The organism is Nocardia sp. NPDC059764, from assembly GCF_042732555.1.
Taxonomy (GTDB): domain Bacteria; phylum Actinomycetota; class Actinomycetes; order Mycobacteriales; family Mycobacteriaceae; genus Nocardia.
On record NZ_JBHWHH010000058.1, the window covers coordinates 25,462 to 39,366 of the forward strand.

14 protein-coding genes are annotated in these 13,905 nt (G+C 68.6%); 10 read left to right on the forward strand and 4 right to left on the reverse strand.

The window, feature by feature from the left end:
• Positions 1-18: 18 nt before the first annotated feature.
• Both pssA and ACFV4K_RS15505 read right to left on the reverse strand, forming a co-directional pair.
• A complete protein-coding gene (pssA, locus tag ACFV4K_RS15500) occupies positions 19-909 on the reverse strand; it encodes a CDP-diacylglycerol--serine O-phosphatidyltransferase (protein ID WP_357284631.1) in 891 nt (296 codons plus the stop codon).
• Positions 906-1,622 (reverse strand): phosphatidylserine decarboxylase, encoded by a 717-nt coding sequence (locus tag ACFV4K_RS15505; protein ID WP_379275364.1) that lies wholly within the window; start codon positions 1,620-1,622, stop codon positions 906-908. Before ACFV4K_RS15505 ends, pssA begins: the two co-directional genes overlap by 4 nt.
• Before the next feature lie 288 nt (positions 1,623-1,910).
• Between ACFV4K_RS15505 and ACFV4K_RS15510 the strand changes: the two genes are divergently transcribed.
• Positions 1,911-2,939 carry a beta-ketoacyl-ACP synthase III gene (locus ACFV4K_RS15510; protein WP_379275351.1) on the forward strand — a complete coding sequence of 343 codons (1,029 nt, stop codon included), beginning with the start codon at positions 1,911-1,913 and terminating at the stop codon, positions 2,937-2,939.
• Between the two features lie 3 nt (positions 2,940-2,942).
• Here the strand turns inward: ACFV4K_RS15510 and ACFV4K_RS15515 are convergent, their stop codons facing one another.
• The gene (locus tag ACFV4K_RS15515) at positions 2,943-3,641 is read right to left on the reverse strand and encodes an SIMPL domain-containing protein (RefSeq protein WP_379275353.1); all 699 of its coding nucleotides are present in this window, start codon (positions 3,639-3,641) and stop codon (positions 2,943-2,945) included.
• Positions 3,642-3,656: 15 nt separating this feature from the next.
• Positions 3,657-4,115 carry an SRPBCC family protein gene (locus tag ACFV4K_RS15520; protein WP_379275354.1) on the reverse strand — a complete coding sequence of 153 codons (459 nt, stop codon included), beginning with the start codon at positions 4,113-4,115 and terminating at the stop codon, positions 3,657-3,659.
• Positions 4,116-4,594: 479 nt separating this feature from the next.
• Between ACFV4K_RS15520 and ACFV4K_RS15525 the strand changes: the two genes are divergently transcribed.
• The 9 genes from ACFV4K_RS15525 to groL all read left to right on the forward strand — a co-directional run bounded on the left by ACFV4K_RS15525 (position 4,595) and on the right by groL (position 13,901).
• Entirely contained in the window at positions 4,595-6,268 is a 1,674-nt protein-coding gene (locus tag ACFV4K_RS15525; RefSeq protein WP_379275356.1) for an FAD-dependent oxidoreductase, read from the forward strand.
• 12 nt (positions 6,269-6,280) lie between these two features.
• Positions 6,281-7,762 (forward strand): ATP-binding protein, encoded by a 1,482-nt coding sequence (locus tag ACFV4K_RS15530; protein ID WP_379275357.1) that lies wholly within the window; start codon positions 6,281-6,283, stop codon positions 7,760-7,762.
• A complete protein-coding gene (locus ACFV4K_RS15535; RefSeq protein ID WP_379275358.1) occupies positions 7,762-8,115 on the forward strand; it encodes a UBP-type zinc finger domain-containing protein in 354 nt (117 codons plus the stop codon). The genes ACFV4K_RS15530 and ACFV4K_RS15535 overlap by 1 nt, the downstream gene beginning before the upstream one ends.
• A gap of 132 nt (positions 8,116-8,247) precedes the next feature.
• Positions 8,248-8,703, forward strand: a complete 456-nt coding sequence (locus tag ACFV4K_RS15540; RefSeq protein WP_379275359.1) for a hypothetical protein — start codon at positions 8,248-8,250, stop codon at positions 8,701-8,703.
• Positions 8,704-8,735: 32 nt separating this feature from the next.
• The gene (locus tag ACFV4K_RS15545; protein WP_379275360.1) at positions 8,736-9,614 is read left to right on the forward strand and encodes an RNA polymerase sigma-70 factor; all 879 of its coding nucleotides are present in this window, start codon (positions 8,736-8,738) and stop codon (positions 9,612-9,614) included.
• A 108-nt stretch (positions 9,615-9,722) separates the two neighbouring features.
• Positions 9,723-10,805: an NAD(P)/FAD-dependent oxidoreductase gene (locus ACFV4K_RS15550; protein WP_379275361.1), complete on the forward strand. Its 1,083-nt coding sequence runs from the start codon at positions 9,723-9,725 to the stop codon at positions 10,803-10,805.
• A gap of 66 nt (positions 10,806-10,871) precedes the next feature.
• Entirely contained in the window at positions 10,872-11,627 is a 756-nt protein-coding gene (locus ACFV4K_RS15555; RefSeq protein WP_379275362.1) for a Clp protease N-terminal domain-containing protein, read from the forward strand.
• Positions 11,628-11,734: 107 nt separating this feature from the next.
• Positions 11,735-12,037, forward strand: coding sequence for a hypothetical protein (locus ACFV4K_RS15560; protein WP_357094617.1), 303 nt, complete (start codon positions 11,735-11,737; stop codon positions 12,035-12,037).
• Between the two features lie 241 nt (positions 12,038-12,278).
• Complete coding sequence (groL, locus tag ACFV4K_RS15565) at positions 12,279-13,901, forward strand: chaperonin GroEL (protein WP_379275363.1); 1,623 nt, start codon at positions 12,279-12,281, stop codon at positions 13,899-13,901.
• Positions 13,902-13,905: the final 4 nt, after the last annotated feature.

The window sequence follows — 13,905 nt, forward strand, 5'->3', positions numbered from 1 at the left end:
ACTATCCGCGCGGGCCGGTCATCCGCGCTGGCCGGGACGGCGTAGCCGCAGCCGAGCCGTCGACACCCGCGGCACCCGTCCGGCCAGCGGCCGTTCGCGGCGCTGCGCCTTGCGCTGGGCGCGGCGTTCGGCGGGCTTGTGGTTCCAGGTCTCCGGCCGGGCGGCCACCCAGCGCGCGGAGTGCACCGCGAACGGGATGTGGCCCAGGTACAGCACCACCAGCGCCATCATCAGGATCAGCGGGTAGGTGACCAGCAGCGCGGCCGCCAGGGCGACCAGCACCAGCAGGATCGGCGCGGTCCGCGGGGCCACCGACACCGACTTGACGGCCAGCGTCGGCAGCGTGCTCACGCACAGCAGACCGGTCAGCACGGTCCACACCGCCACCATCGGGAAGCTCACCCACCAGCCGTCGCCGAACTGCTCCGACAGCGCGATGGGCGTCAGCACGATCAACGCGCCCGCGGGCGCGGGCACCCCGACGAAGTACTCCCGCTGCCAGTCCGGCCGGTTGTCGTCGTCCATCAGGGTGTTGAACCGGGCCAGCCGCAACACCATGCAGACCGCGAACATCAAGGCCAGCACCCAGCCGATGCTGTCGGCGTGCAGGAAGGTCACGTACAGCACCAGGGCGGGCGTGACGCCGAACGCGATGGCGTCCGACAGCGAATCCAGTTCCGCGCCCATCTTGGAGGTGGCGTCCAGCATGCGGGCGATCCGGCCGTCCAGCATGTCGAACACCGCGGCCGCGCCGACCAGCGCCAGCGCGAACCCCAGCTGCCCCTGGATGGCGAACTTCACCGCCGACAGGCCCGAGCACAGGCCGAGCACGGTGACCATGCTGGGCAGCAGCCGGATGGTGCGGTTGCGGCGGCGCGCAGACGGCGCGGGCGCGAGTTGCTCCATCATGAATCCAGTTCGGCCAGTACCGTTTCCGCACCGATGGTGCGCTGCCCGGGGGTGACCAACAGCTTGGTCCCGGCCGGGAAGTAGGTGTCGACGCGCGATCCGAAACGGATCAGGCCGTAGGTGTCGCCGATGCTCAGCTTGTCGCCGGCCTTGGCCTCGCACACGATGCGGCGCGCCAGCAGACCGGCGATCTGCACGACCACGATCCGCTGCCCCGACTCGGTCTCGATGACCATGCTGTTGCGCTCGTTGCGGTCGCTGGCCTCGGGCAGATCGGCCGAGAGGAAGTGGCCCTTCTGGTAGGCGACCTGCTCCACCAGGCCGCTCACCGGCACCCGCTGCACGTGCACGTCCAGCACCGACAGGAAGATGCTCACCCGCGGCAGCGGGGCGTCACCCAGGCCGAGCTCGGCCGGCGGCACCGCGGTGTCGACCAGGGCCACCTCGCCGTCGGCGGGCGCGACCACCACGCCGGGTCGGTTCGGCGGCACCCGGTGCGGGTGCCGGAAGAACGTGGCACAGGCCGCGGCGGCGGCCAGTCCGGTGCGCCGCACCCACTTCCGGCGGAAGCCCAGCGCGGCCACCGCCAGCGGCGCCGCCACGAACGGCAGGCCGGCCGGGTGCAGCGGTGGAATGGCGGATCGGACCAGGTCGGCCACGTGACCGAGTCCGGTCGTTTCCGGGGTGCCGGGCGGGGTGGGGCGACGGGCCACGAGCTCCTCTTTCATGCGCGGATGGTTGCGGTCATAGACCGCGTCACACACTACGGGAAGCGCGTCGGACGCTCGCGTTCTCGGTTGCCCAAGGCCTCGGAGAACGATCTTCCGGCGGTATGTGAAGCACTGGCCAACGTATGCCTGATTGTGAGCGGAAGCACATACATGAGAAGCTGTCCGGATTAAGCTGAGGGAGCCTCATGTATGCGGCGTTTCGGCCGCGGGGGTGGGAACTCGATGAAGGTCACGTTCGACGCGCAGTACGCAGTACATAAGGGAGAACCAATGTCTGCTCGAATTGCCTCGATCAGCGGGGCAGAGCACACGGCAATGCTCGGGCTCGGCGTGTACCGGCCGGAGCGAATCGTCACCAATGACGAGGTGGCGGGGCCGATAGATTCCAGCGACGAATGGATCCGGACCCGGTCCGGTATCCGTACCCGGCGCTTCGCCTCCCCCGAGGAGACGATCATCAGCATGAGCGCCGCGGCCGCCCGCGCCGCCATCGACGCCGCGGAAGTCGATCCCGCCACGATCGACTGTGTCATCGTCGCGACCTCTACCTGGCTGTTGCTGACGCCTGCCGCGGCTCCGCAGATCGCCACCGAACTCGGCCTGCGGAATGTGGCCGCCTTCGACGTCTCGGCCGGGTGCGCGGGCTTCTGCCACGCGGTCGCGTTGGCCTCGGATCTGGTCAAGGGCGGTACCGCCCGCAATGCGCTGGTCATCGGCGTGGAGAAGCTCACCACCACGGTCAACCCGAAGGACCGTGGCACGGCTTTCCTGTTCGCCGACGGCGCGGGCGCGGTGGTGATCGGCCCGTCCGACGAAGCCGGGATCGGGCCCACCGTGTGGGGCTCGGACGGCACCCAGCACCGCGCGATCCGCCAGGACAAGGACTGGATGGAGTTCTTCGCCGAGATCGAGGAACGTGGTCTCGACGCCGTCCGGCCCTATCTCGCCATGGAGGGTACGGCCGTGTTCCGCTGGGCCGCACACTCTTTGGAGAAGGTCTGCCGCGACGCCATCGAGGTGGCCGGGCTGACCCCCGCCGATCTGGACGCCATGGTTCCGCACCAGGCCAACGGCCGGATCATCGAGATCATGGCCCGGGTGCTGAAACTCCCCGAGGACTGCGCCCTGGCCAATGACATCGAGGAGGCCGGCAACACCTCCGCCGCCTCGATACCGCTGGCCATGGAGGCCATGATGCGCAGGGGCGACGCCAAACCCGGCGGCACCGCCCTGCTCATCGCCTTCGGCGCGGGCCTGTCCTACGCGGCCCAGGTGGTCCAGTTGCCGAACTGGAAGTAGCGGTCAGTCCATATCCCAGGCGGCGGTCACGGTGAACGTGACCGTCTGCTGGCCTGGCTCGAGATTGATGGTGGGCGCGGCCCCGGAGGGCAGGGCGTCCTTGTGCATCGGCGTCGGGGTGGGTCCGCTGCCGTTCTCGCTGATGGTCTTGACCTTCTTCAGCTTCAGCCCGGACAGGTCCGCGTACTGCTGGGCGCGGCTCTTGGCGTCCTCGAAGGCCCGCGCGCGGGCGTCGGCCAGCAGCTTGGTGTTGTCCTCGAGCCCGAAGGCGACCGAGCTGATGCGGGTGTCGTTGCCGCCCGCCTGCACCGCGGCCGACAGGATGCCGGACGCCTTGGGCAGGTCCCGCACGGCCACGTGCATGGTGTTGGTGGCGCGATAGCCGGTGATGGTGCGTCCCTCCGGCCCGTAAGCGGGCTGGACAGACAGGTCGCTGGTCTTGATGTCCTCGCGCTTGGCGCCCGCGGTGACCATGGCGTCGGTGATGGCCTTCGCCTTGGCATTGGCCTGATCGACCGCCGCGGACACGTCGGTCGCGCTGACCTCGGTGCCGAGGTCGGCATTGAGCACATCCGGGGTGCCCTGGACCTTGCCGGTGCCGGTGACCGTCACGGTGCGGTCGCCCGAGTCGGAGCTACCGCATCCGGTCGCCAGCATCGCGACACCGGCGGCCGCGGCGCAGATCGCTGTGAGTCGTCGCATTGGCCGAACCTACGCTCAGCGCTCCAGAAGTTCCTTGATCCGGCCGAGGGTTTCGTTCATGCCGTCGACCAGCCCGCTCTCGAAGGCCGCCTCGCCGCCGAAGACCTTGTCGACGGTGAACTGCAGCCAGCCCGGCAGTTTGCCCTTGGGCACGTCGCGGCGCTGGATCAGCGTGGTGCCGCCGTCCGCGGTGGGCTCGAGGGTGTAGCTCCAGACGGTGCCGTTCTCGTTCATCCGGAACGCCAGCGCGTGGTTGGGCTCGAAGCGCACGATCCGCGAGGTGCTCGGGTACACGTAGCCCTCGGCCTTGTTCAGGTTCACCGTCCAGGTGCCGGTGCGGACCGTGCGGCCCAGCGGCTGCATGCGCAGGGTGTTAGGGCTGAACTCGCGGATCCGCTGCAGGTCGGAGACGACGCTCCAGACCTTGTCCGGCGCGGCCGCGATATCGATGCTGGCTTCGAGGGTGTTCGGCAACGCTGCCTCCGGGGACGTGACGGTCGGTTACGGGCATCCTAGTTCGCGTGGCCTGGGTCACCAGGCGGCCGTGGCGTGGATCACCCTCCCGACCTGGGCGTATGAAATGTGACCCGGGGTCGTTCCGGGCGACAAGATCGCTTGGGTCACATTGTTGGGGTGTTGATGTCCGAAATGTAATGCCTGGCGCACAATATGAGATAAACGAAGTTACAGACACAGCCACCTGCTTCCGATTGGGAAACGTGAGGTGATCGGCCGTGAACCTGCGTTCGCTTCTGCATCTGGAGAGCAAGACCGTCCCGCTCCTCCCCGCCGACGGGCCTGGTACCGATGCGGATTCCGCCGAATCCAAACCACCCGGGACGTCCGGCCGCAAGGCGAATCGGGCGCTCGAGGAACGCCTCGAGCGATTATTGACTCCGACCGAGATGGATCTCATTCAGCATCACCGAATTTGAGTCCGCGATACTGGTCAGGTGACTTCACCCTCTGCCGTCAAGCCGGCCATTCTCAGCGTCGACGACGACCCTGGCGTGTCGCGGGCCGTCGTGCGCGATCTGCGCCGCCGGTACGGGGCGGATTACCGGATTCTGCGGGCGGAGTCCGGCGCGGACGCCCTCGATGCCCTGCGTGAGATGAAACTGCGCGGCCAGCCGGCCGCGGTGCTGATCGCCGACTACCGGATGCCCGGGATGAACGGCGTCGAATTCCTCGAACAGGCCATGGACCTGCACCCCTACGCCCGCCGGGTGCTGCTCACCGCCTACGCGGACACCAATGCCGCCATCGAGGCCATCAATGTGGTGGACCTCGACCACTACCTGCTCAAGCCGTGGGACCCGCCGGAGGAGAAGCTCTACCCGGTCGTCGACGCCCTGCTGGAGGCCTGGCGCGGCGACGAGCACAAGCCGGTGACCGAGACCAAGGTGGTGGGCCACCGCTGGTCGGCGCGCTGCTCGGAGGTGCGGGAGTTCCTGGCGCGCAACCAGTTGCCGTATCGCTGGTACCAGGTCGACGAGCCGGAGGGCGCGCGCCTGCTGACCGCGGCGAACGCCACCGAGGACCAGTGCCCGGTCATCATCAACCCCGGCGGCGACGTGCTGATCATGCCGACCGACGCGCAGCTGGCCGAGGGCGTCGGACTCAATACCGACGCCTCCAGCGACTTCTACGACCTGATCGTGGTCGGCGGCGGACCCGCCGGGCTGGGCGCGGCCGTCTACGGCGCCTCGGAGGGCCTGCGCACCGTGCTCGTCGAACGCACCGCCACCGGCGGCCAGGCCGGGCAGAGCTCCCGCATCGAGAACTACCTCGGCTTCCCCGACGGCCTGTCCGGCGCGCAGCTCGCCGACCGCGCCCGCCGCCAGGCCGTGAAGTTCGGGGCCGAACTGATCACCGCCCGCGAGGTGGTGGGCCTGGAGGCCTGTGGTTCGGCGCGCGTGGTGAAGTTCGCCGACGGCGGCAGTGTCGCCGCGCATTCGGTGCTCATCGCCACCGGCGTCAACTACCGCCACCACCCGGCCCCCGGCGTTGACGAATACACCGGCCGCGGCGTCTATTACGGCTCCGCCATGACCGAGGCCAGCGATTGCGCCGGCAAGGACGTCTATATCGTGGGCGGCGCGAACTCGGCGGGTCAGGCCGCGGTGTTCCTGTCCCGGCGCGCCCGCACGGTGCACATCCTGGTGCGCGGTGAATCGCTCGAAGCGTCCATGTCGCACTACCTGATCCAGCAGATCGCGCAGATCCCGAACATCAAGGTGCACACCCGCATCGAGGTGGTGTCCGCCGACGGCGACGACCACCTGGAGCGGATCGTGCTGCGTGACAACGCCTCCGGGACGGAAGAGAAGGTGGACGCCGAACGGTTGTTCCTGTTCATCGGCGCCGCACCGGAAACCGACTGGCTCGACGGCATCGTCAAACGCGACGACGCCGGCTACGTGCTGGCCGGACCCGACCTCATGGTGGACGGTGAACGGCCCGCGGGCTGGGAACTGCCGCGTCCCCCACAGCATCTGGAGACCAGCGTGCCCGGCGTCTTCGTCGCCGGTGACGTGCGTTCGGAATCAGCGAAGCGGGTGGCCTCGGCGGTCGGCGAGGGCGCGATGGCCGTCATGCTGGTGCACCGCTGGCTCGCGAAACAGTAGGAGTAGGCGCATATGGGCAACACCCGATTGATCTGCGACCCGAAGGAACTGCGGCACCTGTTCCTGTTCGAGAAGCTCGACGACGAGCAGCTGGCCTGGCTGTGCCGCGACGGGCGGGTCGAAATGTTCGAGCCCGGACTGGTTTTCCGTGAGGGCGACCCGGCCACCTGCTTCTACGTCCTGATGGACGGCGAGGTCCGGATGACCAAGAACTCGGGCGGCGAGGAGATCGAACTCGTCCGCACCGAGCACGTCGGCTCGTACTCGGGCGCGTGGACCGCCTACATGGGCGACAAGGTCGAGCAGACCTACACCGCGTCCTTCTATGTGACCCGGCCCTCGAAGTTCTTCGTTCTCGACGCGGGCACCTTCGCGAAGATGATGCAGGACTGGTTCCCGATGGCGCTGCACCTGCTGGAGGGCGTCTTTTTCGGCAACCGTAATGCCAACGAGCGCATCGGCCAGCGGGAACGGCTGCTGGCGCTGGGTTCGCTGTCGGCGGGCCTGACCCACGAGCTGAACAATCCGGCCGCGGCCGCGGTGCGAGCCACCTCGTCGCTGCGCGAGCGGGTGGCCGGGATGCGGCACAAGCTGCGCATGATGGCGCACGGCAAGTTCAATTCCGAGACGCTCGAGGCGCTGGCCCAGTTGCAGGAGGAGGCGGCCGCGCAGGTCGCCAAGGCCCCGGTGCTGACGCCGCTGGAGGCCGCCGACCGCGAGGACGAGCTGGGCGACTGGCTCGAGGACCACGGGGTCGGCAACGGTTGGGACATCGCGCCCAACTTCGTGCAGGCCGGGTTCGACCTGGACTGGATGGAGAAGGTGCACGGCACCCTGTCCGGTTGCGGCGGAGACGTTTTCGAGGCGGCCATGCGCTGGCTCAACTACACCGTCGAGACCGAGTTGCTGATGAACGAGATCACCGACTCGACCAATCGGATCTCCTCGCTGGTGAACGCGGCCAAGCAGTACTCGCAAATGGACCGGGCCCCGTTCCAGGTGGTGGATCTGCATGAACTGCTGGACAGCACGCTGGTCATGCTGGCCCGCAAGATCGGTGACGACATCACCGTGGTCAAGGAGTACGACCCGGCGCTGCCGCCGGTGCCGTGCTACGCGGCCGAGCTCAACCAGGTGTGGACGAATCTGATCGACAACGCCGTGTCCGCGATGGGCGGGCGCGGTACGCTCACCGTCCGTACCTATCGCGAGAATGAGTGCGCGGCAGTGGAAATCGGCGATACCGGGCCGGGCGTGCCGGACGAGATCCGCACCCGGATCTTCGAACCGTTCTTCACCACCAAACCGGTCGGCGAGGGCACGGGGCTGGGCCTGGACATCTCCTTCCGGATCGTGGTGAACAAGCATCACGGCGATATCCGGGTCGAATCCGAGCCCGGGAACACGCGTTTCATCGTGCGGCTGCCGCTGGAGGCGGCGAACCCGGCCCCGGCCGAGGCCGACGCGGAACCGGCGACGACAGGAGGCAACTGATGACCGAGCAGATCAAGGGCATCGATCCGAGCGTTCCGCCCAGCGGGGCGGGCTGTCTGGAATGCGACGCCGCGGGCGGCTGGTGGTTCCATCTGCGGCGCTGTGCGGAGTGCGGCCATATCGGTTGTTGTGACAATTCGCCGAGTCAGCACGGCACCAAGCATTTCCGGGAGACCGGGCATCCCTTCATCCAGAGCTACGAGCCCGGTGAGGACTGGTTCTACAACTTCGAGACCGAGGACATGTACAGCGGCGGTCCCGACCTGGCCGCCCCGACCTCGCATCCGGCCGATCAGGGCGTGCCGGGTCCGCGTGACCGGGTGCCCGCGGACTGGCAGCAGCGCCTGAACTGACCCGCTCTCCGGCCGGTAAAAACCGGCCGACCAGACTTTTCCTTTCCGGCTCCGGCGGAGCCGGGTACGCTGCTGCGAGCGCCGGGCCGGTCCGGCGATTCGGCACTCTCGGGAAAGTTCGGAAAGCAGGGTATGAAGCGTCTTTCGATGGTCGCCCTCACCGCAGGTGCGATGGCCCTCACCTTGGGCGCGGCTCTCACCGGCTGTGGTTCGGACAAAGCCGGTGGCAGTAATGGCCTGAAACAGGCCGAGACCACCTCCGCGGCGGCCAGAACCACCGGTGCCGCCCCGACCACGGCCGCGATCCCGGTCGAGTCGCCCGTCGACGCCCCCGCCGCGGTCCCCACCGCCGCGACGGTGGCCAAGAAGACCAGCGCCCCCAATGGCGCGCAGACCACCTGCGCCGACTTCCGCGACCTCACCGAGGACGCCGAACGGCAGGTCATCCAGCAGGTGCTGGCCGCGCACCCGGGGTCCTTCCTGGACGGCAGCCCCGCTGCCGCGCTGAGTACGGCGAAGCTCGCCTGCATGTCCGGAAATTACGCCAACACCCCGGTCGCCGTCGCGATCCGGGTGGCGCCCAAGTAGTCTCACGGGAGAATTTCCGGGAGGCGGCACACGTGGTGGAATTCGAACGGCACCGGCCGCGTCTCTTCGCGCTCGCGTACCGCATGCTCGGATCCGCCGCCGAGGCCGAGGACGCCGTCCAGGAGACCTACCTGCGCTGGCACGGCACCGACCGCGCCGACATCCGTTCCGTCGAAGCCTGGCTGACCACCATCCTGGTGAATCTCTGTCGCACCTGGCTGGATTCGGCCCGCGCCCGCCGCGAGACCTACGTCGGGCCCTGGCTGCCCGAACCGGTCCCCACCGGCCACGGCGAACTCGGCCCGCTGGAATCGGCGGAACAACGGGAACTGGTGTCGATGGCGTTCCTGGCGCTGGCCGAACGGCTCAGCCCCACCGAACGCGCGGTGTTCGTGCTGCGCGAGGCCTTCGGCTACGCGCACCGCGAGATCGCCGACATGCTGGGTCTCACCGAATCCAATGCGCAGCAGGTGTATCGCCGCGCCGCGCACCGGGTGCACGAGGAGAAGCCGCGCTTCGAATCGGCCCCGGCGCACGCGCGGGAACTGGTCGAAAAGTTCCTCAGCGCAGCGCAATCCGGTGATCTGGCGGCGCTCGAGTCCATGTTCACCGCCGATATCGTGGCCCTGGCCGACGGCGGTTCGAAGGTCAATGCCGCGAAGCGCCCGATCGTCGGCGCGGAGAGGGTGGCCCGCTACCTGCTGGGTCTGTTCGGCAAGATCCCGAGTTTCGGCGCCGATATCAGCGTCGTGATCGAAGAGGTCAATGCCGCGCCCGCCTTCGTGGTACGCGCGGACGGGGCCGTGCTCGGCACCATCTCCGTCGGCTTCGACGGCGACTCGATCGCCTCGGTCCAGCTCGTGGTGAACCCGGACAAGCTGACCTATTTCGCGTCGCACGATCGCGTGTGACGCAGGACACATCCGAATCCTGTCAGGGATCGCGGGGCTGTCCGGTCTAGAGGGTGTCGGCTACCGAGCGGGGCCGACTGTGTACCTGAAGTGAAAAGGAGCACTCTCATGACCGGGCAGCATCGAATCGTCGTTCTGGGCGCGGGCTACGCGGGACTGGCCGCGGCGCGGGAAGCGATCAAGGCCAAGGGCGCGCACGTCACCGTCATCGACCTGCACACCGAATTCGTGGACCGGGTGCGGCTGCACCAGGTCGCCGCCGGGCAGGACGTGGCCCGCTGGGAACTGCGGAAGACCTTGGCGGCCAAGGGGATCGAGTTCGTCAACGGCCGCGCCGAGCGTATCGACGCCGAGGCTCGCCGCGTCGAATTGGCCACCGGTGAGGCGGTCGCGTACGACTCGCTGATCTACGCCCTGGGCAGTCGCGCCGATCTCTCGATGGTGCCCGGCGCGGCCGAATTCGCGCACACCGTGGCCACGTCGGAGGATGTGCGCCGGATTCCCGCCCTCGCCGGCCGGGTCGCCGTGGTCGGCGGCGGCGCGACCGGGCTCGAGACCGCCACCGAACTGGCCGAGAGCAACCCCGGCCTCGAGGTGGTGCTGGTCAGCTCGGACGAGCCGGGCGGCTGGCTGATCCCCAAGGCCGTCGCGCACATTCGCACCGTCCTGGATCGGCTCGGCGTCGAGGTGCGGGTCGCCAAGGTGGCGGCGGTGACCGCCACCGGCCTCGACCTGGTGGACGGCGACCACGTCGACGCCGACATCGTGCTCTGGACAACGGGTTTCACGGTGCCCGAGGTGGCTGCCCGCTCGGGTCTGCCGGTGGACGGGCGTGACCGGGTGCTGGTCGACGATCGGCTGCGGGTGCGCGGTCTCGCCGATGTGTACGCGGTCGGTGACGCGGCGGTCATGATTGGGCACAACGGCCGCGAGGCCCGGATGTCGTGCCAGGCGGCGCAGCCCGCGGGCAAGTACCTGGGGGCGGCCGTCGCGGCCCGTCTGCGCGGCAAGCAGCCGGGACCCTTCACCCCGCGCTTCGTCCTGACCTGCATGAGCCTGGGTCGCCGGGACGGTCTGGTCCAGGTCATGAAGGCCGACGACTCGAACGGCAGCATCGCGCTGACCGGCCGTCCGGCGGCGTGGATCAAGGAGCAGATCGTGGGCGCGGTGGGCCGGGCGGCGAAGCTCTGACCGACTCGCCGAAGAATCGTCAACCTATGGTTGACCAATCCTGTTTGGTCAACTTACAGTTGACGCATGACGAACTCGATCCGCCTCGACGACCTGATCGACGGCATCAAGAAGGCCCGCCCCGACGACGTGCTCGAGCAACTCTCCGACGCCGTGGTGCTGGGCAACCACATCGGCGAGGTGGCCGACCATCTGATCGGCCACTTCGTCGACCAGGCCCGCCGCTCCGGCGCGTCCTGGACCGATATCGGTCAGAGCATGGGCGTCACCAAGCAGGCCGCCCAGAAGCGCTTCGTCCCCAAGGCCCCCGCTGACGCCGGGCAGGCGGCGGCTCTCGACCCCAATGCCGGTTTCGCCCGCTTCACCCCGCGTGCCCGCCAGGTGGTGATGGCCGCCCAGGAGGAGGCCCGGGCCGTCGGCAATCTGGAAACCCGCCCCGAACACCTGATCCTCGGCCTGCTCTCGGAGCCGGAATCCCTCGCGGTCAAGGTGATCGAGGCCAAGGGCATCTCCGCCGACGCCGTCCGCCGGGTGGCCACCGCCGCGCTGCCCGCCGCCACCGGCGACCCGGTTCCGCCGCTCATCCCCTTCGACGCGCAGGCCCGCAAAGCCCTCGAACTGACCTTCCGCGAGGCGCTGCGGCTCGGCCACAACTACGTCGGCACCGAGCATCTGCTGCTCGCCCTGCTCGACCTGGAACACGGCGCGGGCATCCTGTCCGGCCTGGGCCTGGACAAGGACGCGGTGCAGGCCGACATCGCGGGCCTGCTGGCGTCGCTTCCCGCGCCCGCCGCACCGGCGGGCACCGAGGACACGCAGTAGTCCGCGTGTCGTTCCGCCCCGCTGCCGACCTGGTGATGTAAGCCCCGGGACCGGTGTCCTCGAGCCGGATCCCCTGGGGAGCATGTTGCGGCAGATACGATTGTGGAATGGCGGACGACGAGAGTTCCGACCTAGTTGCGGGGGAGCAGCGCGCTGACCTGCTGCGCGCGCTCAGCTATGTCTCCACAGAGGACACGCCCGACGGCGGCTACATCGTGAACGGAGACCTCCCACCCGAGGTCGCGCCTCCGTTCATCCGGGCGATCATGCGCATCGAAGCCGAACTCCTGCTGCAGGACGCCGAACTCGTCACCATCGAGCACGGCGAGCCCCGCACTCCGGAGGAGCGCCGCACCGATGCGCTGATCGCCCTGCTGCTGCGGGTCGACGACCGCTCGCACTTCTCGTAGTGCCGGGCGGGCGACCGGACCGCACGAGGCGACTCGTGCGGTCTTCCGCGCGTTTCGGGGCCCGGCCCAACCTTGCAGTCGGTGGGGGTGAGTGCTAGAAATGGGTTTGGCACTCCATACCTGTGAGTGCTAGGTCGGGGCGGTGAGGCCGGGCTGGTTAACAAGCTCCTCGGTCGTCCGTCGCGGGCACCATGCCTGGCCAGAACACTGTCAATCCCCAGATCTGGAGGATCTCAACGCAATGGCCAAGACAATTGCGTACGACGAAGAGGCTCGCCGCGGTCTCGAGCGTGGTCTGAACGCCCTCGCTGACGCCGTCAAGGTGACCCTGGGCCCGAAGGGCCGCAACGTCGTGCTGGAGAAGAAGTGGGGCGCCCCCACCATCACCAACGACGGTGTCTCCATCGCGAAGGAAATCGAGCTCGAGGACCCGTACGAGAAGATCGGCGCGGAGCTCGTCAAGGAAGTTGCGAAGAAGACCGACGACGTCGCGGGTGACGGCACCACCACCGCCACCGTGCTGGCCCAGGCGCTGGTCCGTGAGGGCCTGCGCAACGTGGCCGCCGGCGCCAACCCGCTCGGCCTGAAGCGCGGCATCGAGAAGGCCGTCGAGGCCGTCACCGCCAAGCTGCTCGACACCGCCAAGGAGGTCGAGACCAAGGAGCAGATCGCCGCCACCGCCGGTATCTCGGCCGGCGACTCGTCCATCGGTGAGTTGATCGCCGAGGCCATGGACAAGGTCGGCAAGGAAGGCGTCATCACCGTCGAGGAGAGCAACACCTTCGGTCTCCAGCTGGAGCTCACCGAGGGCATGCGCTTCGACAAGGGCTACATCTCCGGTTACTTCGTGACCGACCCCGAGCGTCAGGAAGCGGTCCTCGAGGACCCGTACATCCTGCTCGTCGGTTCGAAGATCTCGACCGTCAAGGACCTGCTGCCGCTGCTGGAGAAGGTCATCCAGGCCGGCAAGCCGCTGCTGATCATCGCCGAGGACGTCGAGGGCGAGGCCCTGTCGACCCTGGTCGTGAACAAGATCCGCGGCACCTTCAAGTCCATCGCCGTCAAGGCCCCGGGCTTCGGTGACCGTCGCAAGGCCATGCTGGCCGACATCGCCATCCTGACCGGTGGCGAGGTCATCAGCGAAGAGGTCGGCCTCTCGCTGGAGACCGCCGGCATCGAGCTGCTGGGCCAGGCCCGCAAGGTCGTCATCACCAAGGACGAGACCACCATCGTCGAGGGCGCGGGCGACACGGAGGCCATCAAGGGCCGCGTGCAGCAGATCCGCACCGAGATCGAGAACTCGGACTCGGACTACGACCGTGAGAAGCTGCAGGAGCGTCTGGCCAAGCTGGCCGGCGGTGTTGCGGTCATCAAGGCGGGCGCGGCCACCGAGGTCGAGCTCAAGGAGCGCAAGCACCGCATCGAGGACGCCGTCCGCAACGCGAAGGCTGCCGTCGAAGAGGGCATCGTCGCCGGTGGTGGCGTGGCCCTGCTGCAGTCGGCTCCGGCCCTGGACGCGCTGACCCTGTCGGGTGACGAGGCCACCGGTGCGAACATCGTTCGCGTCGCGCTGTCCGCGCCGCTGAAGCAGATCGCCTTCAACGCGGGCCTGGAGCCCGGCGTCGTCGCCGAGAAGGTCTCGAACCTCCCCGACGGCCACGGCCTGAACGCCGACTCCGGCGAGTACGTCGACCTGCTGGCCGCCGGCGTTGCCGACCCGGTCAAGGTCACCCGCTCGGCCCTGCAGAACGCGGCCTCCATCGCGGCCCTGTTCCTGACCACCGAGGCCGTCGTCGCCGACAAGCCGGAGAAGGCCGCCCCCGCGGGCGACCCGACCGGCGGCATGGGCGGCATGGACTTCTAAGTCC